General features: G+C 48.0%; 11 protein-coding genes and 1 pseudogene. All 12 read right to left on the bottom strand.

Going from position 1 to position 22552, the window contains the following annotated elements:
- Positions 1-277: 277 nt before the first annotated feature.
- Positions 278-2623, bottom strand: a complete 2346-nt coding sequence (gene bglX / locus ACMA1I_RS06635; protein ID WP_337067514.1) for a beta-glucosidase BglX — start codon at positions 2621-2623, stop codon at positions 278-280.
- Entirely contained in the window at positions 2620-3318 is a 699-nt protein-coding gene (locus ACMA1I_RS06630; RefSeq protein ID WP_337067513.1) for a GDSL-type esterase/lipase family protein, read from the bottom strand. Before ACMA1I_RS06630 ends, bglX (ACMA1I_RS06635) begins: the two co-directional genes overlap by 4 nt.
- 247 nt (positions 3319-3565) lie before the next feature.
- Positions 3566-4543, bottom strand: a complete 978-nt coding sequence (locus ACMA1I_RS06625; RefSeq protein WP_337067512.1) for a metallophosphoesterase — start codon at positions 4541-4543, stop codon at positions 3566-3568.
- Between the two features lie 21 nt (positions 4544-4564).
- Positions 4565-5947 carry a glucoamylase family protein gene (locus tag ACMA1I_RS06620; RefSeq protein ID WP_337067511.1) on the bottom strand — a complete coding sequence of 461 codons (1383 nt, stop codon included), beginning with the start codon at positions 5945-5947 and terminating at the stop codon, positions 4565-4567.
- Between the two features lie 206 nt (positions 5948-6153).
- Positions 6154-7857 (bottom strand): glucoamylase family protein, encoded by a 1704-nt coding sequence (locus ACMA1I_RS06615; RefSeq protein WP_337067510.1) that lies wholly within the window; start codon positions 7855-7857, stop codon positions 6154-6156.
- A gap of 111 nt (positions 7858-7968) precedes the next feature.
- A pseudogene (locus ACMA1I_RS06610) lies at positions 7969-8190 on the bottom strand (T9SS type A sorting domain-containing protein); the annotation flags it as partial.
- A 62-nt stretch (positions 8191-8252) separates the two neighbouring features.
- A complete protein-coding gene (locus ACMA1I_RS06605) occupies positions 8253-9179 on the bottom strand; it encodes a LamG-like jellyroll fold domain-containing protein (RefSeq protein ID WP_337067509.1) in 927 nt (308 codons plus the stop codon).
- 26 nt (positions 9180-9205) lie between these two features.
- Positions 9206-10750, bottom strand: a complete 1545-nt coding sequence (locus ACMA1I_RS06600; RefSeq protein WP_337067508.1) for a RagB/SusD family nutrient uptake outer membrane protein — start codon at positions 10748-10750, stop codon at positions 9206-9208.
- 20 nt (positions 10751-10770) lie between these two features.
- Positions 10771-13791 (bottom strand): TonB-dependent receptor, encoded by a 3021-nt coding sequence (locus ACMA1I_RS06595; protein ID WP_337067507.1) that lies wholly within the window; start codon positions 13789-13791, stop codon positions 10771-10773.
- An 803-nt stretch (positions 13792-14594) separates the two neighbouring features.
- A complete protein-coding gene (locus tag ACMA1I_RS06590) occupies positions 14595-17492 on the bottom strand; it encodes a triple tyrosine motif-containing protein (protein WP_337067506.1) in 2898 nt (965 codons plus the stop codon).
- A 466-nt stretch (positions 17493-17958) separates the two neighbouring features.
- A complete protein-coding gene (bglX, locus tag ACMA1I_RS06585; protein WP_337067505.1) occupies positions 17959-20244 on the bottom strand; it encodes a beta-glucosidase BglX in 2286 nt (761 codons plus the stop codon).
- A 106-nt stretch (positions 20245-20350) separates the two neighbouring features.
- Positions 20351-22084 (bottom strand): family 43 glycosylhydrolase, encoded by a 1734-nt coding sequence (locus ACMA1I_RS06580; RefSeq protein ID WP_337067504.1) that lies wholly within the window; start codon positions 22082-22084, stop codon positions 20351-20353.
- Positions 22085-22552: the final 468 nt, after the last annotated feature.

Here is a 22552-nt window from a genome sequence, read left to right as displayed (position 1 = left end):
TAATGAAATTGGCCTTCCGGAGGCATTGTCTAGATTTTAGATGCAAGATTATAGATGCTATATTTTTTCTCCGGAGTGGCTTTGCTTCATCTACTTTGCAGCAAAGACGCTCGCAGGAGCTGCGCGCACTGCGAGCGTCTTTGCTGCTCCTCTTGAAATCAACAATTTAATCATTTTACGATCAGTAACTAACAATCAACAACCAAATTATTCTAATCAAAATGGCCTTCCGAAGGAAAATGTCTGTTTTGGGCTTTAGGGTAAATTCCTCCAACACTTACTCCTGTACCCTGAAAGCGACTTCCTGCACATCGCGGGAGTTAGTACCGACGAAAACTTTGAAATCGCCGGGTTCCAGCACATGCTCCAAGGCGTAGTTATAGAACTTCAGATCATCAGGGGTTATAGTGAACGTAACCATTCTGGCCTCGCCTTTTTTGAGCGATATTTTCTGAAAGCCTTTTAATTCTTTTACTGGCCTGGAAATAGAGCCAACCAGGTCCTGGATGTAGAGTTGCACAACTTCTTCGCCATCGTAGTTGCCCGTGTTACGCACTTCTACCCGCACCTCCAGCGACTCGCTTGGAGAAATGGTGGTTTTACTGATTTGGGGGGTACCGTAATCGAAAGTGGTGTAGCTCAGGCCAAACCCAAACGGATAGAGCGGCTCATTTGTAACATCGAGGTACCGCGATTTATATTTATCAAGCAGTTCGCCACCAAATGGGCGGCCTGTGTTTTTATGGTTGTAGAAAAGTGGCTCCTGCCCTACTACCTGCGGAAAAGTAGTAGTTAGCTTGCCAGAAGGATTGTAGAGCCCAAACAGCACATCGGCAATGGCATTGCCACCCTGTGTACCGGCAAACCAAGTCTCGAGTATGGCATCGGCGTTTTGTTCTTCCCACTGCAGTGCCAGCGGGCGGCCATTCATCAGCACAACAACCAGCGGCTTGCCTGTTTTCTTCAGGGCCTTCAGCAGCTCCAGTTGCTGGCCGGGCAGTGTAATGTCGGCACGGCTGGCTGCCTCACCGGTCATACCCTGCGACTCGCCTACTACAGCTACAACTATATCCGAATTACGCGCCACTCGCACCGCCTCCTGTATCATGGCATCGGAGCTGCGGCTGTCAATGTCCAGTTCACCGCCATGTGCATTCAGGCGTTTCAGCATCTGCTCATCGTCGGCTATGTTCGCGCCTTTGGCATAATTAATTTTCACTTTGTTGCCCACCACATTCCGGATGCCCTGCTCCAGCGACACGGCCTGTTTCCAGTCGCCAGCTGCGCTCCAGTTGCCAATCATCTCGCGCTGCCTGTTTACCAGCGGCCCGATGAGGGCAATAGAACCGCTCTGCTTCAGGGGCAGCATGTTTTTGTTGTTCTTGAGGAGTACCATGCTCTTGCGGGCAATGTCGCGGGAGGCTTCTATAAACTCCGGCTTCATGATGGTAGCAGCCGGGCGAGCCTCGTCGGTGTAGCGGTAAGGGTCTTCGAACAGCCCGAGCTTGTATTTCCCTTCCAAGATACGGCGGCAGGCAAGGTCTACTTCTGCCTCTGTTACTTTTCCGTCTTTAACAGACTGGCCCAGGTGTTTCAGGAATACCTCTCCTACCATGTCCATGTCGGTGCCGGCTTTCAGGGCCAGTTCACCTACTTCGGCTTCTGTGCCCATGCCATGCGCCACCATTTCGTTTATGGCAGTATAGTCGGTTACCACAAATCCATCGAAGCCCCAGGTATCGCGCAGCAGCTCCGTCATGAGCCAGCGGTTGCCGGTTGCCGGAATACCGTTAATGTCGTTAAAGGAGGTCATAACGCTGCCTACTCCGGCCTCTATAGCAGCTTTGTAGGGCGGCATGTACTCGTTGTACATGCGTTGCAGACTCATATCGGTGGTGCCGTAGTCGCGGCCGGCCTCTGCTGCACCGTACAGCGCAAAGTGCTTGAGGCAGGCCATTACGGTATTGTTACGGGTAAGGTCATCGCCCTGGTAACCTCGTATCATGGCTTTTGCTACCTCCGATCCGAGGTAAGGATCTTCGCCTGCTCCTTCTGAAATACGCCCCCAACGGGCATCGCGGGCAATATCCACCATCGGCGAAAACACCCAGTTCAGCCCATCGGCAGAGGCTTCTTCGGCTGCGATGCGGGCGCTTTGTTCTATCAGGTTCATGTCCCAGCTGGTGGAGAGAGCAAGCGGAATCGGGAAAATGGTGCGGTGCCCGTGTATCACATCGTAGCCAAATAACAGCGGAATTTTTAGGCGAGTATTGTTTACTGCAAGCTCCTGTAGCTTGCGGGCAGCAACTGGTGTAAAGGTATTAAACACGCCGCCAACATTGCCTTGCCGGATGTTCTCATCTACGTTTTTACTTACTACCGGACCTGTTACATCAAAGCCGACGGCAGCAAGGTTGAGCTGCCCTATTTTTTCTTCCAACGTCATCTTCGCCAGCAGATCAGAAACGAAACGATCCATTTCCGGATCTTTTGCTGGCCTTGCAGCCTCTGTATTTGTGGCAGGCGTGGGAGTATTGGCTGTAGTGGTTCGCTGTTGTTGCGTTACGTTCTGCGAACAGCCAAGGCACACAAAAAACAGGAAGGCAGTGCTTATTCTCTTCATCGGCTTATCGGTTGTTTTTTTAATAGATGTGGTTTCAGGGCTTTTACCCAAATGGCATAGCCCTTCTCATTCATGTGGAGGTTGTCCTGTATAAAAATATCGGTGCGGGGCTTGCCGTTTTTCTGAAGCATGGGCTTGTACACATCTACAAACTTTGTATTTGGCTGTGCCGCCAGATATTTCATGATTAATTCATTTGCTTCGCGCATGATGGGCATGTAGCGTTCGCGGTCGGGGCTTGGTTTTATCGTGATGTACACGATGGGCACCTCCGGCAGCTCTTCCCTGATCGCCTGAAAAACGTTTTCGAACCGCAGCAGCACTTCCTCGGCTCTCACTGTATCAGAAGCAATATCGTTTTCGCCGGAGTAGATGACGATTTGCCGTGGCTGGTACGGGAACACAATATCGGGGAGGTAGCGCTTGAGGTCGAGCAGATTAGAACCGCCAAATCCCCGGTTTATGACTGTGTACTCTGGCAGCATCTGCTGCATGTTGGTCCACATCCTGAAAGAGGAGCTGCCCACAAACAGAATGGCGTCTTTGGGGGGCATCTGCACACTGTCTTGCCGCTTAAATTCCTGAATTTCGTTCCAGAAAGGAGGCAACGGTAGTTCCTGCGCCTGTGCCCTGTAAAAGCATGTAAAACAGAGCGCCAACAGTACCAAAGAATTAAATAAATGCTTCTTTTTCATGGCTTCTTTTTATCTGATTTAGTATGCGTGATCTTTATTAATACAATAGATTTCAGAGGTTAGATGCTAGCTATTAGATTTTTTCTAAAACTGATTCATGATCTTTTTCCTGCTTTGCAAAGATCTCGCAGGAGCTGCGTACCCTGCGAGACCCATTCTGTTCATCTCCAAATCTTCAAATCAACTATTTAACAATCAACCATTAATAACCACAAACAGGCCTTCCGGAGCCTTTTGGCGGCTGACCTTACTTCTTCTTACCTGGTTTCAGCAGGGCATGTTCTATTTTAAAGTTATGCGCCTCATCCTGCCTGTACTCCTTCAGGTAAGGCGAATATGTTTGTACTGAAATGGAGTTATTTTTAAAGTCCAGCTTCAGTATCCGCAGCCAGCCGTTGCCACCCTTAACGGAGCCTTGCACGCCTTCCTGGTAATTGGCCAGCATCTGGTACACTGGCAGACCAGCATCGTTTATACTTACTAGTGTGCCAACGCCGGTGTTAAGCACGTGCCCAGAAAAAACAAAGCGGATATTCGGGTGTTTCTTTACTAGCTTTTTCCAAAGCTGCTCACCGTCGTTCACAGCATCCGGACCAGTGTCTTTGCCAATCCCATAGCCCTGTGCCCGCCAGTAATCTTTATCGGTTTGCCTGGTACTGTCGGAGTACATGTAAGCGTGGGTGTTAACAATAACGGTTCGGTCCTGATGCTTGGTTACCACCTCATTTGCCCAGGCTATTACCTTTTCCCGGGGGCCAAACTCCAGCGTAAGCACCAGCCACTTGTGCTTGCCGGTTTCCAGCAGATAATACGCGTTGTCGAGTTTATTTGCTTCGTAAACACCACCAAAAGCAGGTAGTGTCGCCATAATTTGGTAAGGAAAGTATTTGTTGAACAGCTCTGTATTCCGGACATCAGCAAACTTGCCGGGTGCGCTGCCCATATCGTGGTTGCCGACTGCCAGCACATACGGCACTTTGCCCTTGAGTCGCTTAAAGGCCGATTGCACCCGCTGCCATTCCAGATCGTTGTTGTTCTGTGTCAGGTCGCCTTGTTGCAGCACCAGGTTTATGTTTGCGGCTTCTTCTGCTACCCAGTTTACCTGCGCCTCTAAAATCTCAGGAAATTTTTCGGCATAGGTCTGCGTGTCGGGCAACAGCACAAAGGTAGCTTGCTGTAGCCGGGGGCTGCAGGCACTGACCAGCAACAGAGCCGAAAAGAGCATGCATCTGAGCTGAGATATCATCTACTTTAGTTTAGGACTCTCAAAGCCTAGTTTCTTCAGCCCTTGCTGCACTTCCGGCGCACTCATGAACAGGTCCCAGAGCAGGCCGCTGCGCCCGTTCTCGATCATGACCACAATAGGGCCCTGGTCTATGCCCAGGTAGCGCTGCGGGTACCAGTCTTCGGTTTCGCTGTAGGCATCGTAAAAACCGTATTCGCCCCATACCTTGTCGCCTAGGTTTTCGTACAGGTGCCGGATAACCTGCATCGACTCTTTTGGTGTGTAAGGAAAGGAAGATAAGGCTGCTGTTGGCGAGATAACTCCCAGATCGTTTTTCGGGCTGTGGCCGGCGTAGCCTTTGGGCGAGTAGCTGGAGGTAAAGCCCCAGGCATGTTCGCCGTAACCTTTGTAGTTTTTAGGGTTTTCGAGGGCATACGAGCGATGTACCAGTGTGTGGTTGCGGTTATGCTGCCAATAGTCGGCATATCGGTCTTTGAGGCCGCGCGGGTCGAGGCCCAGGTACGAGTAATGCGACCAGAACAAGGGTCCTACACTACCTTCTGCACCATTATGCTTCAGTTCAATTTTATGCCCGTAAGGCTGCACATCAGCTTTTATCCCTCCGCTTCGGGCCCAGCCTTCGTGGTATACTTCGGCAGGAATGGAGTGGGTAGGCGAAGATGCGGCCAGTATATACATGATGAGGCACTCGTCGTAGCCACGCACCTGAAAGTTCATTTCCCAGGCATAGTTTGGCGACCAGTGCCAGTAGAGTGCATTGGTGCCATTGCGGTACCAGTTCCACTCCACGCCTTCCCAAAGCTTGTTTATACTTGCCGCCAGTGCTTTCTCCTGCTCGTTTCCATCGGCAAAATACTGCCTTACCGTTAGCAGCCCCTGCACCAGGAAGGCCGATTCTACCAAGTCGCCACCATCGTCTTTTTTACCGAAAGGCTTTACTTTACCGGTTTCGCCCTGCATCCAGTGCGGCCAGGCACCATGAAACCGATCGGCTTTGCCGAGGTAGTCCACTGCCTTCTGCAGGCGTTCCAGCCCTTGCTGCCTCGTAATAAAACCGCGCTCAATGCCTACCAGAATGGCCATTACACCAAAGCCCGAGGCACCGGTTGTAATCACGTTTTGGTCGTTTTGCGGGTACTCGCCGTCCATGTGAATCCGCTCCCGCGCCAACCCGGAAGTTGGCTCTGCGCCATCCCAGAAATACTGAAACGTATTGCGTTGCACCAGCGTGAGCAGTTCGTCGTCGCTTAATTTCTCAGCTCCTGCTGTGGTGGTAGCTGCTTCGGTGGTTTCTGTAGTGGTGGAGGTTTGATTGCAGCTAAGCAGGCTGCCGCACAATAGGAGTGAGAGTAGATGTAGTATGTAGTTTCTTCCTTTTTTCATTTTCAAGATATTGGTCTTTTATAAATGTATGTTCTATTTTTATCTGCTTCAACCAGAATCCCGCAGGAGCTGCGAGGCCCTTGCTGCTAGTTTTAATCAGCCATTTAATAATTTTTCTTCCCAGCAACCAATTCCTCTAATGAAAATGGCCTTCCAGAGGCGTTTCGGTCAGTTACTGATCAAGGGTATGGCTGGCTTACCTCTTCTTAATTCAGGTACGGACTTGTGAAGCCCAGTTTCTTCAGGCCTGTCTGTACTTCCGGTGCGCTCATAAATAAGTCCCAGAGTAAGCCGGAGCGGTAATTTTCGATCATGACGATAATCGGGCCCTGATCTATGGCCAGGTGCGAGCTGGCAAACCACTGGTCGTGCAGCGAGAAAGCGTCTACAAAGCCATAGTCTTTCCAAATTTTATCGCCGAGTTTGTAGTAGAAAAAGTGCAGCGCCTGCATCGATTCGGTGGGCGTGTATGGGAAAGAACTAAGTGCGGCAGTTGGGGCAATATGGCCTCTGTCGTTCGTAGGAGAGCTGGCGGTATAGCCGTTTTGGATGTCACTTGCCGTTAAGCCCCAGCAGTTTTCAGAATAGCCATAAAAGTTTTTTGGGTTGTCTACGCAGTACCTGTAATTGATAAGGGTATGTGCACGGGTCTGGGTTTCGTAGTTAGCATAAGCATCGGTTAAACCTTTGGGGTTGATGCCCAGGAACGAGTAATGCTCAAAGAACAGCGGCCCGCCAAGCTCCGGCCCCAGCGGCAGCTGCACGCCATAGTAGCTGTTGCCGTTCCGCATGCCGCCATTCCTGGCCCAGCCGTTGTCGTACACAGTTTTCGGGATGGTATGTGTGGGCGAAGCAGCCGCCAGTACATAGGTCACCAGGGCTTCGTCCCAGCCGTGGATAGGCAGGTTTTGTGCCCAGCCCATGTTCGGGCTCCAGTGCCAGTACAACACATCGCCACCGTCTTTGCGGAACCAGTCCCACTCCACTCCATTGTAAATGGCGGTTATATCGTTTCTGAGCGCAGCTTCTGCGGCATTGGCAGTGTTGAAATATTGCCGTGCCGTGAGCAGGCCTTGCATCAGGAAAGCAGTCTCTACCAGGTCGGCACCATTATCGTTGGCACTGAATGGTAAAGTGGCGCCGGTGTTGCCGTCGAGCCAGTGTGGGTAAGCGCCATGGTGTCGCTCCGCTTTGTTTTTCAGGAAATTCACCATTTTCTCTACCCGGGCAAGTCCCTCGGCACGGGTTATGAAGCCACGGTGCACACCTGTTATCAGGGCCATAATGCCAAAACCAGAGCCTCCAATGGTTACGGTGTTGCCAGATGTATTTCGCTCACGCGCCAGGCCACTTCCCGGATGACCAAAATCGTAGAAGTAGTTAAACGTCTGGCGCTGCACCAGTGTCAGGAGCTCCTCGTCGGGTATGCGCGCAAACTTATCAGTGTCGTCGAAACCAGTTTTCAGACTGATGACCAACGGATTAATTAGCCGACCGCCCGTAGCCGATTGCAGGCTGCTGGTTACAGCCAGCTCATAGCTGGAGAAGGAAGCCAGGTTGTTTTCGGGTATGGCAATAACGGTTCTGTTATTATCTTGTAAAGAGGTGATAAGCGGAACTGCTGTACCAGTGTTAGTCGTAAGTTTAAGCCCATCTGTTAGGGAGTTTGGGTTGATGGGCGCTGTAAAGTTGAATTTTATGACAGGCTTTGGGTTTAAGCCGGAATAGTTCCGGGTGCCATTGTATACCTCGTTCACTGTAAAAGACAACGATGTATTTACCGGTGTTTGTTCATCTTCTTTTTTGCAGCCGGAAACCAGAAACACTATTAGTAAAAGTATTGAGGGCACCGCTCTATAAAAGAAACTTACTGGTACACGCTGCGCAATGTAATACAGGGAACTCTTCATGCAACTTGGTATATGGAGTTACTATTTTACTTTTTTACCTGCACCGCTTCAGAAAAAGAAAGCGGTGCAGGTAAATTATTCTAATGAAAAAGCCCTTCCGGAACGTTTTACTTAACATGTAAGATCAGGCACAACGCTCGACACGGTTTCGCCTTTTGTAGTCTGCACTTTAATCAGGTACATGCCTTGGCCGAGCGAAGAGGCATCTATAGTCTGAGCTGCCGATGTGTGCCTGAACTCTTTCTCCAGCACTTTTTTACCTGTAGCTGTAAACAGGCTGATTTTTTGTATGATGGTTCCGTCCGGCATTGCAACATTGATTTTGCCAGAACTCGGGTTTGGGTACCCTTGCGAAGGATTTTAGCTCTAAAACAGCTAAGGGTAATGATATGACTTTACTGGTTCACTAAGCCCAGGTTATACAAGCTTCGGATATGGGCATCTGGCAAGGGAACATCAAATACCCTGATCTCGTCTATTCTGCCCGTCATAGGTGCAAAATTGGTATCCTCGTTTACTTCTTTGCCCGGTATGCCGTTGTAGTTGGAGCCGATAATTATCTCGCTTGGCTCAAAGGCATTGAACAGGTTGTTACCCACGCCTCTGCTGGAGAAAGCCCCTGCCTTTATGCCATTCGACCAGATGTTGAAAGTGCCAGAGGTGCCATCGTAAGTCACTACAATGTGTACCCACCTGTCGGCCCCGATGCGGGGAGTTATATAAGGCACATAGTTGGCATCGCCAGGGTTATCTCGCTGGGTATTGATGTTGTCTTGCATGCCACCGCCAATGGTGTTGAATGTTGGCTGGATTTTAAGATTCTCTACATCGGAAGCCGGAAAAGCATTGGTGTTTAAAGCAATGTTGATGTTGCCGTTAAACATTCCCGGCCGTGCCAGTTGGAAGGTCATGGTTCGCTTAGATCCGTTGTTTTCAATCTGTACCCAATGGCTGATGGTGAAGCTCTTGAGGTTATCAGTCTTAAAGTTCTCGAACTGCTGGGCAAAATACACCCAACCGGCATTCAGGTCCAGGGCCTTGCCCCTTACGCCTCCCTCTACAAAACGGTCGTTGGCCGAAGCTGTGGGGGCCGTGCCACTTACCAGCTCATTTTTAGTATCGTCGAAAGACCAATAAGCAATTAGGTTGTTGGGGTAAATTTCGTCGGAGCTGGAGTAGCCGTCTACTTTGCCTGCATAATCGGCGGGATTCACATCGTCGAGCTTGTTGGGGTTGCCATCGTATTCGCACGCCGAGAGCAAGATGGCGGCGAAAGCCACGCCTGCCATCCTGAAGTTCGTATATATCTCTGAAAATTTCATTTGCTTTTGCCTTTAAGATTAGTGAATTAGTACCCTGGGTTTTGAGTAAGCACTCCTCTGCTGATGTCGATCTGGTTCTGCGGAATTGGCAGCAGCACATCGCGATTTTCATTGAAGTTGGTTTTACCTACAGCATGCAGCGCTTCGCGGGCAATGCCCCAACGCACCAGGTCAAAAAAGCGATCGTGCTCCATGCCTAGCTCCACTCGTCTCTCGTGGCGAATGGCTTCGCGCAATTCAGCCTGATCGGTAGTGGTAACCGGAGGCAAAATGGCCGCGTTACCATTGCGGGCTCGTGCTCTCACCATTTCCAGTTTATCAAGCGCTTCCTGTGTCTGGCCCAGTTCGTTGGCTGCTTCGGCGTACATCAGCACCACATCGGCATAGCGCAGAATGCGCACATTCATCCACCAGCCGCCCTGGCTGCCGGTGGCAGTTCTGCGGGCAGGGTTCGTATACACTTTGTGGTTATAGCGCGGGTTAGGTAGTCCAAGAGGAGTTTTCTCTCCATAAATGGTCAATCCTTCGTTAGCCTCAGTGGTAGTGCTGGTAAACAAAATAGTACGTGCACGACGTGGGTCACCTGGTTCGTAAGCAGCAGCGAGGGCTTCACTTGGTGTATTCCAGCCCCAGCCTAAGTTCCATACACCGGCACCTCTTATACCCTGTATAGGAGCGTACTGCACGCCATTTACCTCCGGAAAGGTTCTGCTGGCAGTAGCTTGTACCTCAAATACCGACTCTCGGCTGTTCTCCCCTTCTTCCCTGAAAATACGGTCGTAAGGAGTAGAGAGGTCGTACTGGCCCGACATGATGACCATGTTGGCAGCACCAAGGGCCTGCGACCATTTACGCTGTGTTAAATATACCTTCGCAAGTAAACCATTGGCAGCCCCTGAAGTAGCACGCCCTATAAACAAGGGGTCCCAGCTGACAGGGAGGTTAGCGGCAGCAAACTGCAAATCGTTTTCAATTTGGGCATAGATTTCGGCAGGATTGCTCTGCGGCACATTCGATTGTGCGGCAGGGTCATCGAATACTTCTGTAATAAGCGGCACTCTGCCATATGTGCGCACCAACATAAAGTAGGCATAGGCTCTCATAAACCTGGCCTCCGCCTCCGACTGCACCTTTACTTCAGGTGTAGCTGTTATTGCCTCGTTATTTAGTATCTGGTCTATGGCAATGTTTGTTCTGCTAACAAGGTTAAAGTAACCTTTCCACATATCATCGGCAAAACCGTTATTTACTGTTACCGGAAAGTTATCCATATCTATAGCGTTAGAGCCACCATCGGAAGGAGTGCTCCCTTTGTCGGCATCGTCGCTACGTATACTTGTTATAGCTATAAAAGACTGGCTGTGCACGTTAAATGACCTTAGCTCAGAGTAAACAGCAAACAGGAATTGATCATAAGGCCCTGCTCCTTCTGGGTACGGGTATGTTTCTTCAGTATACTCTCCCTGCGGATCACGATCCAGAAAGTCCTTACAGGCCGGAAGCACAGAAGTTACTGCGACAAGAGCAAGGGTAAGCCCGTAATTCCTTATTTTTTTATGTAAAAATCTCATCTTATTGTTGTTCATGTGACTTAGAAAGTTGCGTTTACACCAAATGAATACACAGCTGGCAATGGATATATACCGTTATCTGCACCACTTGAAATCGGGTTTTCAAGAGGGGCCTCCGGTGTATAACCCGACGTGCGGCTGAAGGTGGCAATGTTCTGGCCACTAACTGAGAGCCTCAGTTGTTTGATACCGATGGCTGATGCCCCAGTTGGCCGAAAGGTATACCCTACCTGCACGTTTCGGAAACGGAAATAGTCGCCGGGCTCCAGAAAATAGCTGCTCATGAGGTAATTGTTGCCACGGGTGTTGTCCAGGATAGGCTCGATGTTCGTTGTACCAGCGCCCGTCCAGGCGTTAAGTCGGTTAGTTTCAAAGTTAAGTGGGGCAAAAGTAGCCGTTCGGCGTTGGGTATAAATCTTGTTACCAGCAACACCTTGCACATCCACCATAAAGTCGAAGGCTTTGTAACCGGCAGAGAAGGAGCCGCCAAAGTTCCAGGTCGGGAACGGAGAGCCTAGGTTGACACGGTCGGCAGGCGTAATTTCACCATCACCATTTACATCTTCGTAGGCAATATCACCAGGCTGTGAGGTTGGGAAGCTCGCCATATTGTCTAAGTCAGCAGTTGTTTGGTAGATACCTGTTTGTCGGTAGCCAAAAAAGTGACCAATGGATTCACCTGTTATCGTGCGATTAACACCGCCATTTCCAAATATGGTAAAGTCGATGCCGGGACCGATTGACTCTACATTATTTTTATTGTAGCTAACGTTTGGAGCAAAGCTATAAAAGAAGTCAGAGCCAATGTTATCGCTCCAGGCTAAAGATAGCTCAACCCCTTTATTGCTGATTTCACCAAGATTGGTTCTGAAACTTATATCACCAGCTGTACCTAGTAGCGTTAAAGCTGTGATAATATCTTTCGTAGTTCTATCGTAGAACACAATTTCGGAGGTAAGCCTGTTGTTGAAGGAACGCATTTCTAGGCCCAGGTCAATACCTCTTACTACTTCCCACCTTAAATTAGGATCAGGAACATACGCCGGAGCTACAGAAGTGTTTACATTATCACCGAAAACAGCTCTGTTTGCTATGGTAACACCAGGTCTGAAAATGTTATTTCTAATATCTAAGGCACTTCCCACTGTTCCCCAGGAAGCACGTAGCTTTAAAAAGTCAATCCCTTTTATATTCTCAAAAAATGCCTCATCACTCATTACCCAGCCTAAGCCAACGCTGCCAAAAGTTCCAGCTCTGTTGTTTGGAGCAATATTAGAACTAGCATCTCGTCTGATGGTAAGGTTGAGCAAATATCGGTCGTTATAGGCATAATTGATTCTACCGAAATAAGACATCAGCGCGCTTTCACTACCACGGCCAGCATTAGTAAGCACCGGAGTAGACTGATCTACAATGTCCAGGTACCAGAAACTTGGATTTCTTGGAATGTTGAGCAAAGTATCTTGTCTGTTCCCCTCAATTCTGCTATCGGCAGTAAACAAGGTTGTAAAACCAGTGAGAGCCGTTATAAAGTGCTTCTCATTTATAGTTTTAGAGTAAGTTAAGGTGTGGTCCTGCTGGAATCTGCGGTTTTCTGCCTGCTCCTGCCCTACACTAGTTCTTGCCAGCGGATTAAAGAAAGTGTCGTTTGGCTCACCATTCTCTCCTACAATTATTTCTGTAAAAGGTAGCGGAGTGTATCTTCTAATACTGTTGTAGCCCAAATTGGCATAACCGGCAGATCGGAATGTGAAATCGTTCAGGAAATTAATTTCTGCGAAAACACTACCTACTATCCTATAGCCTTTGTCTACTATATTGCCGGTGTTCCTGTTGAGTGTGGCGATCGGGTTGCCAACCTGTGCCCGCTGGAAAGATGGCATGGCGTAATAAGTGGTGGCATCTGTCTGAACCGGTACAATAGGCGCTGCCCACAGCGCATTGTTCAAGTTAGCTGCTGCTGGCTGTTGGTTGTAGTGGAAACCGTTTAAATCGGCTCCTACTTTAATTTTATCGGTTACCCTGATCTCCTGGTTCAGGCGCAGAATAAACCGTTCGTGCTTGTCGTACTTCAGTACGCCCTCCTGGTTATTGTAGCCCAGGCTCACCATGGTAGTGGTTTTCTCACCACTGTTGGAGATGCTAAGGTTGTTAGTGGTAATAAGCGCATCCTGAAAAATAAGGTCCTGCCAGTTGGTATTACCGGTGTAGTTAGTGTAATCGAAGGGGGCGGCACCGAGGTTAAATAGCTGCTGGTCGTAGAGCTGTCGGAAACCTGCGGCATCGGTTACATCAATTTTCTTCTGCACTCGCTGCACACCCACTGTGCTCTGGAAGTTTACCCGTGTTTCGCCTCTGGCGGCACGCTTGGTGGTTACCACAATTACCCCATTACCTCCCTGCAAACCAAAAATAGCGATAGAAGAAGGGTCGCGTAGTACCTCCATACTCTCTATATCGGCTGGGTTCAGGTAATCGATGTTCGTCTGGAAAATACCATCTACCACATAAAGCGGGTTGGTGTTGTTGGTGCTGTTTACACCGCGTATGCGTATGGTCGGGCTGGCACCGGCACGGCCGCTGTTTACTACCGTTAAGCCCGCTACTTTACCCTGCAAAGAAGACAACGGGTTCAGGTTGGGCTGCTTGGCTATTTCTTCACCACTTACTGAAGTGATAGAACCGGTGAGGTCTCTTTTACGTTGCGTACCGTAGCCAATTACCACCACCTGCTCCAGCTCGCTGGCACTAATCTCAAGGGCTATATTAATTACAGATCGATTATTTACAGCAACTTCCTGATCTAAGTACCCAATGTACCTTACTACAAGCGTTGCGTTGGAAGGAACATTCTCAATGGTATAATTACCATCAATATCTGTCTGTCCACCAGAAGTGGTGCCTTTTACCTGAACACCGGCTCCAATAAGCGGCTGCCCGTTGGAGGCGTCCGTAACAGTACCGCGAATGCTTATATTCTCCTGCGCATAAAGCGCTTGAAACGTAAACATGCACAATACCAGAAGTAAATAGTTTTTCATAAGAATGGTCTGGTTTGTTTAAGATAGTTGAACAATGATCCGCTAAAAATTAATTGTGTCAAAAAATTCGCCCTCAACAATACTACATCATGAGAGCGGTACAAAAATGGAAATAGGTAAAACATAGGTTCCTAACAAGCATTTGTACGAGTACGAACTTTAAATAGGGTTTAATACGAAGATTATAGGTTTAATATTTTTTCGGCTCCTACAGCGTGAGCAGGCATATGAGAGGTAATGATGTAGTATAAAAGCAGCAAAAAGCCGTATATCTGGCCAAAATTGCCCCATCCCGTGTTACCCAAACATACCCATGTGTAGCTGACTATTAAACTCAGGCCTTCTATGATGTAGTAAGGTGAAAGAATATATAGGTAGATTTTGTACTTATTAGCAGACTTTTTCAGGTCGTGAGAGAACTTGTATACTTATAGGTGAGAAGAGTCGCTTTTAGAAGTGCTTTTAGGTACCTCCAGGTACAGCACATTAGCAGGCATGCGTCGTGTAGAATTCTTTACCGGTAAGTTAAAGTATCCGGCTTTGCTTCTTTATTTGCTCACCCGTACTGCTTGGCTGGAATTGATTAACCTGGAATGTGCACTGAATGAGTATAGTCACCGAGCCTAAAGGTATTTTCACTAAAACAGTTGTGGAAGGGCATTTTCATTAGAAGAATTTGAGCCTGCTTTATCTGGTGATCAGGTTGTAGCCATCATTACACAGTTGGCAGCAATTGGAACAACTCCCTCTCTATTAGCTAAGCAATAGCTAATAGCTTCAGACTGCCGCCACCAAGTAAGGTCTTAGATTTCCATTAGGAACTCAACCAGGTTTTTCTCGTGCTCCATATTTAACCTTTTCCGCAACCTGTAGCGCCTTATTTCTACTCCGCGCACGGTAATGTTCAACAAAGACGCAATTTCCTTGCTCGACATATTCATACGGAGGTAGGCACAGAACTTCAGGTCGTTAGGGGTAAGCTCAGGATATCTCGACTTTAACTTTTTGAAGTAGTTTTCGTGGGTTTCGTTAAAACTGCTTTCGAACAGATCCCAATCGCGCTCGTTACCCATGCCATCGTCTATGATCTTTTGGATCTTTTTCAGCTGATCGTCGGGTACTTTTTTGCCAGCCGCATCTTTCAATTGGTTTATTTCGTCGCGCAGGCTTTGTAACATTTCGTTTTTGGAAACAATATTCAGCGCAGAATTGGCTAGTTCGCGACTCTTGGCTGCCAGTTCTGTCTTAAGCTGCTCATTTTTTAGTTTCACAATTTTCTGCTCATTCGCCAGGGCTTCCTGCTGCAGAAACTCCTGCTTTTCCTGCTCCAGCTTTTCGAGTATGCGCTGTTGGTCACGCTTTAGCTTTTGCTGGTACAGCTGGCGCAGTAAGAACAGGAGCACCAGGGTAAACACCAAATAAAATGTAATAGCCCATGCGCTTGCATACCAAGGTGGCAATACTGTAAACCTGAACACCGTTACCGGCGATATGGCTTCCTCTCCAATTTTGGCTCTTACCAAAAATTTGTAATTCCCTTTGTCGAGGTTGGTAAAGTCTTTTTGAGCATCTGCGCTCCACTCCGACCAGCCATCCGAATAGCCTTCCAGCTGATATTGGTAGCGGGCTTTTCCCTGGCTATAGTAAGGCAAGGCATACGTTATGCGGATATTGTTTCTGTTGTAGGGGATTTCTAATTCGTTTCCGGGCTTGCCGGTATCTGCAATAGTGGTTAGCCTGCTGGTTGTATTCTCCACTTTCCGGATAACTACAGCCGGCAAGGCAGTTCTATTAGGCTGCTGCACTGCTGCGTTATACACCACAAACCCATCGTCGATGCTAATGAGGTACATGCTGTTGCTAATTCGGCTGATGTTTTCGTAAAACTGCACCATATGGCCACTTAGCATATGAAACTGGCTTGAATTCACTTTTACCTTGCCCGGCTCCGTAAAATCTGCCAAAGCTACCTTGCCATGATCTATAAGCCAATACTTTTTGGTATTGGCCCTGATAACACTTCCTGAGGTCGCAAAGGAGCCAAGCTTGTTGTTTAGCTGGTTGTATTTCAATAATTTATCGCTGATCTCATCGTATACATAAAACCCTGAATCAGATGAAAACACGATTCTGTTCTCCAGTTTAAATACATTTATATTGTAGTTACCCGGCAAGCCATCTTTTTGATCGTATTTCCTGCTTGCCTTTACTATTTTAAAATCGTTGGATAAGGTTAACTTATAAAGCCCTCTGTAATTGTGGCTCACCCATATATACCCTGTGTTATCTTCTTCCACATATCGCGAGGGTTCGCTAAAATCGGCCACTTTATGTGAGAAATTCCAGTTGCCATTTTCATCGCGTTTGTAAACCACTAGTCCGGTATAAGTACCCTGCAGCAGCAGATCAGGGTTGGAGCTCAGGCGCTGCATCACCCAACCACCGTTCACATCCGAAATTTTCTGAATGCTGTTGCCTACCACTCTAAACGAGCCAGCATTGTGCCCGCAAATCAACTGTCCTCCTACCAGGCTCAAATCCCACACCTGCCCCTGCGAGTTCTCGATCAGCTTAAAGTCGAAGGGATCTAGCGAGCGGTTTTTGCTGGCAGACCAGTCGCTGTAAAACAAGCCTTGGTTTGTTCCTATGTAAATTTTATTGTCGTGGATGATGCTGGAATAAACCGTTCCGAACTTGCCTGACTTGTCAAAATAATAAAATAGCGGGGAGTTTACTTCAATACGGTCTATGCCATTGTCGAGGCCGGTCCACAGGTTTTGCATCCTATCCGTGTACAGGTTAAGTACTGTGTTATTCTGCAGTCCTTTTAGCTTATTTACGTGTTGTACAATTTTACCCTCTTCATCTAAAATAATAACTCCATTCAGAATAGTACCAAAAGCAAAATACTTTCCTTGCACCATGGCTCCGTTGTTTAACTGGGAGGTTTTAAGCAGGTAGTCTGCCTCCGTAACCCAAGGAGTAAACTCCTGTCCGTCGTAAATAAACAAGCCGTCTTTGGCCGTACCAATCAGAAATTGGTCTTCTTTATAAGGTAGTATAGTGAGCACCCCGGTTTCACCTAATGCTTCGCTGTTAGGTAGCGGGCTTAGTAAGTCGCCTTTTACTTCGAAGAGTCCTGCGCCAATGCCTTCTACAAAAAACCTGTTGCGGGCTTTTAATAAAAACAGAAAAGCCTGCTCGCCTTTTATAAGCTTTACTTTGCCGTGCTGGTAGAGGTAAATAGCAGAAAATGACTGAAAATATACTTTGTCGCCATCAACATAAATTTTCCAGACCTCGTTTCTGAGCTCGTTTGTATCAGGGAGCAGGTGGGTGAGAGACTGGTAGGTAAAGCGGCCGTTTTTATCGTTTGCCCAGTAGCCGAACTCTGCATACCCGCCTACAAATACTTTACCGGTAGTATCTGCGGCAACAGACCGCACAATAATGCGATTAGGCATGCGGTAAAGCTGCCAGTGCTCCCCATCAAACACCATCAGTCCTTCTGAATTACCAAAATACATAACGCCATCAGCCCCTTGGCATAGCGACCAGTTCTGATTACCAGCGTTGTAGAGCTGCTTGGTGTAATTCTGAACAAAAGGAAACCCCAAATCTACAGAAGCTTTTGTTTCTCCCATAGCTCCAAAACCAACTAGCATTACAACTGTTAAGGCAAGTAAAATCTTTTTGAACATGCTGGTAATCTGCGGTTGTGTAAGGCTACTGAAGTAGAGACAAGTGCCTGAGCCTTTAATTAGATTATGGGTTGCGCGATTTGCGGGTAAGTTACCCACTGTTTATTATTATCTGCTGGCGATGCTGCTATACTACCTGATTTGAGTTTATACATTTATCTGACAAATGGATGAAACACTTAAATTCCCTCCAGCCTTATCTGACCTTTTACCTTTAAACTTGTTATCCACAGCACCTTCCCAGCCACCGTTTTAGGTCGCAAAGATATAAAATTCCTTTATGACAAGTGTTAAAGCACTGTAATTTACAGTGCTTTAACACTTGTCATAAAAGGTTTACCTCTACTTGTATAGTACAAGCCTCCTCTCAAAACAAGCCAGACTAAAAAAAAGAAATTATTCAAATGATTTTGCCCTTCCGGAGGCTCTTGGCTGCGAGACAAGGCCTATACGTGGATTTTCAAAATCAGTTGGTAAGCGTAAAGGCTGTTTCTTTTACATCGCGGCTGTTGGTACCGATAAAGAGTTTAAAATCGCCGGGCTCTGCTACAAATTTTAGGTCGCTGTTGTAAAACTTCAGATCGTCTATGCTGATCTGAAACGTAACCTCCCGAGACTCGCCTGCCTTCAGGTTAATTTTCTGGAAGCCTTTCAGCTCTTTTACTGGGCGCGTAACGCTCCCTACCAGGTCGCGGATGTACAGCTGCACTACTTCCTGCCCTTCTCTGGAGCCGGAGTTCGTTACGGTAACGCTAGCTGTAATGGTTTCGCCAGGTTTAAAAGAGGCTTTACTCAATTTGACATCGCTGTAGTTAAAAGTGGTGTAGCTGAGGCCAAAACCAAACGGATACAATGGGTCATTCGGAACATCGAGGTAGTTGGATCGGAACTTCTGGAAACCTTTTCCTTCTTCAATGGGTCGGCCAGTGTTTTTATGGTTGTAAAACAATGGAACCTGCCCCAGGTGCCGCGGAAAAGTAGCGGTCAGTTTTCCGGATGGGTTAACGTCTCCAAACAGCACATCGGCAATGGCATCTCCAGCTTCTGATCCACCAAACCAAACATTCAGAATGGCAGGCACATTTTCTTCTTCCCAGGTTAGAGCCAATGGTCGGCCTGTAAACAGCACCAGCACTACCGGCTTACCGGTTTTTAGCAGCGCCTGCAGCAGGTCTTTCTGTATCTGCGGAATCTCGATGTCGGTGCGGCTGGAGCTTTCGCCACTCATCTCCGCCGACTCGCCCAGTGCAGCCACAATTACATCAGACTGATTGGCTACTGCCAGGGCTTCTTTTAAAATAGCTTCTGTGGAGCGCCTGTCGCGGCCCAGCGATTTACCGAACATGGTGGAATTTGCTTCCAATACACTGTCGGCTGTTAGGTTAGAACCTTTGGCATAGAGAATTTTAGCGTTGTTACCTACTGCTTTCTCCAAGCCAGCTCTTACTGAAACCGATTTTTCGAAGTCTGCGGCCACACTCCAGGTACCGGTCATGTTTACGGTGGCATCGGCCAGTGGCCCTATAAGGGCAACAGTACCTGACTTTTTAATGGGCAGTACGTTGTTATTTTTTAGCAAAACAAACGATTGGGCGGCTGTTGCCCGAGCTGCTTTTCGGTGTGCATCGGTTAGGATTTCTGTTTTGCTACGCTGCACATCGCAATAACGGTAGGGGTCTTCGAAGAGTCCAAGTTTGTATTTGGCTTCCAGGATTCTGCGGCAGGCCATGTCGATCTGCTTCTGCGTCACTTTTTTTTCTTCCAACGATTGTTTGAGGGTTGTCAGAAAGCCTTCGCCTACCATGTCCATGTCTACGCCGGCTTGCAGCGCCAGGGCCGAAACTGTTTTAAGGTCGCCTAAGCCATGGTCTACCATTTCGTTTATAGCGGTGTAGTCGGTTACCACCATGCCATTAAAGCCCCATTGCTTGCGCAGTACATCGGTCATGAGCCATTTGTTGGCGCTGGCCGGAATACCGTCTACTTCATTAAAAGAGGTCATAACGCTGCCTGCTCCGGCATCTATAGCAGCTTTATAAGGCTCAAAGTACTCGTTGTACATCCGAATACGGCTCATATCGGTAGTGTTGTAATCGCGGCCTGCTTCTGCAGCACCGTATAGCGCAAAGTGCTTTACGCAAGCCAGAATGGTGTTATTTTTGGTGAGGTCATCGCCCTGGTAGCCTTTTACCATAGCCTTGGCAATCTGCGCTCCTATGTAAGGGTCTTCGCCGTTTCCTTCTGACATACGGCCCCAGCGCGGATCGCGCGACACGTCTACCATGGGCGAGAAAGTCCAGTTAATCCCGTCGGCACTGGCCTCTATGGCTGCAATGCGTGCGCTTTGCTCTATCAGCGCCATATCCCAGCTACAAGATAGCCCCAACGGAATAGGAAATACTGTTTGGTACCCATGTATTACATCCATACCGAACAGCAACGGAATTTTAAGCCGGCTCTCTTCCACGGCTACCCGCTGCACATCGCGTATTTTCTCTACCGATTTAATGTTGAACAAGCCACCTACTTTTCCTTCTTTGATCTTGCCTGCAATGTCGGCGTTGGAAGCCTGGCCTGTAGTGATATCGCCTGCACCAGGCAGATTCAGCTGTCCCAGTTTCTCTTCCAGGGTCATCTTCTTCATCAGGGCAGAGATAAACTTGTTCATTTTGGCGTCTTCTGTTTTCTGTGCCATGGCACCTGTTGCCGCCGCCATCAGGCACAGCAGCAGCACTACTCGTAGGACTTTCATCTGGTAATTTTAAGATATTAGATTGTAGATGTTAGATTTTAGGATGTTCAGGAGTTAAAAAAGGAAAAGCATCCGGAGGTTATTTCATAAACCAACCTCTGCTGCCTTAGCGTTTTATCAGACTGGCTCTGCCAGAAATTCCGCTTTCGTTAAAAGCTTCCACGGTAAAGTAGTACGTCTGGTCAACAGACAGGCTTTTGAGATTCAGCTTATTGTCGCCGTACACCATCCAGGAATTGTAGAGCTTGTCGGGTGCTATTCCCCAGAGTACGTTATAGCCCTGTGCATTTGCCTGTTGACTCCACCGGATCATGGCATCGCGGCGGTCGGAACCACGCTCTACGGTAAAGCTCTTGACTTTTGCAGGGGCCTTGCCCTGTCCTACTCCAAACACTCGCAAACCCGAAATGGCCAAGTGAGGCGTAGGCACGTGTATATTTATATAGCGGATGTAACGCACTGTTTGCGGAGTGCCTAACTCCACATAATCGTTGGGCACATCTTTGTAGCTGTTTTTTCTGTCGACTAGGGTTTGCCAGTTGTTGCCGTCCAAAGAGCCTTCTACTACATAACGGTGGTAAAGGTCTGGCAGACGGCCATACATGTTAGACTGATGGTCGTGGTAGTTTACCTGCAGGGCGTGCACCTTTCCTGGCTTTTGCAGGTCTATCTGTACCCACTGCTGATCGCTGTTGTTATCGGCCAGCCAGAAAGTTTTCACGCTTTCGTCTACCAAATTTTCGGGCTTATGCTCCCCCTGCGCTGAAGAGGCTTTTACAGGTTTGTTGTATGACAACAGCATCCAACCTGTAAACTCGCCTTTGCGGCCTGCAATAGTCGGAGCAAAATGTGGATAATCGCCAAAGTAGGTATCGCCGTGCATCAATCCGTCTTTATCGAAAAAGGCTGGAAACATACAGATGCGCCTTTCCCAGTTTACGTTTACCGAAACGGCATTAGAAGCAAAATGCCAATACCTGCCGTAAGGCCCCACCACTGTACTGCCATGCCCGGCTCCGTTCATAAAACCGCCTGGCTTATAAAAAGCCGGGTTGTTAGGTGCGTAGGTATAAGGACCAAGCGGCAAATCGGCAGTATACACACCATCGCCGTACACGTTGAACTCAGTACCCGGAGCAGCATATTGTAAGTAGTACTTATTATTGTGTTTGGTCATCCAGGGGCCTTCCATGTAGCCAGCCAGTACGGTATCGGAGTGGTTTTCTCCAAAGCGTTCCCAACCATGTTTTTCGCCATCGAGTTTGAAAAGCTCATGGGTTTCTTCGGAAGGCCGGAACCGTTTGTTTTTATCAAGCTCCTTTACCCTGATGGGATAGGTGTTGGAGGAGCCCCAAAACATGTACGCTTTGTCATCATCGTCTATAAACAAGCCGGGATCCTGCAGGTTGTTGATAATGCCTGGCACGGCTTTCCAGTCGCCTTTCTTTGGATTGTCGGTGTAGAGAATACTCATAGAACCTGAGGGATCACCGGCCACATAAAGCAGCGAATCTTTATAGTTATGTGCTGCCGGTGCGTTAGAACCCTGAAAATACCATTTCTCGGGAGTTATAAAAGTCCAGTTAAGTAAATCGGTAGAATGCCAGTAACCCATGGAGCGGGTCACAAACATATAGTACTCTCCCCGGAACTCCACTACAGCCGGATCTGCACCAGACCGATAAGAAACATCGCGGTGCGAATCGTAAATCATGTAGGTATAGTCCAGGTTTACGGGATTGCAATACGTGCTCAATTGTGCAGATTGCGCCCTCAGGCTGGTGTAGCAGCACAGCAGGAGACCACAGCACATAGTCAGGAAAGTAGTCGTTCTTCTCATCGTTGTTGTATTGCCTTTTATGATGAAGGTGATCTTATAGACTCAGGTAGCAACCGAAGACTGTTTTCGTTAAAGCATAACCTCTAGAGCTGCTGTTCCGCTTTGAACGTGTACCATGATAAGGCTTGTTGCGCTACCAGCACGCTGCTCAAGTAAGTACTTTACCTTTGCTACCAATCTCTTGCAATTTCCACAACTTGCTGCAGCCCCCAAAAAATTGCTCCCCTACAATACTACATCATGCCATACCCTTTTACTTTGTCGGCAGCATTACCATTCTAAACTTACGCTCATTTGTATGCAGCCAGCTTCTAATACTATAATCAGGAGTAATCGGTTTTTAAATTATGTGCCGCCGGAGCCGACTTTTTTAACTGTAGAGAGGTAATGATGTAGTAAAAATAACCAGGCAAGGCAGGCATGAGAGGTGGCTACAGTAGTTCAGGCCCATAAACCGCTATAAAAAGG

The sequence above is a fragment of the Pontibacter sp. 13R65 genome (assembly GCF_047525655.1).
GTDB lineage: Bacteria > Bacteroidota > Bacteroidia > Cytophagales > Hymenobacteraceae > Pontibacter.
Note: the sequence above shows the minus strand (reverse complement) of the source record. Positions and strands in the feature narration are given on the sequence as shown.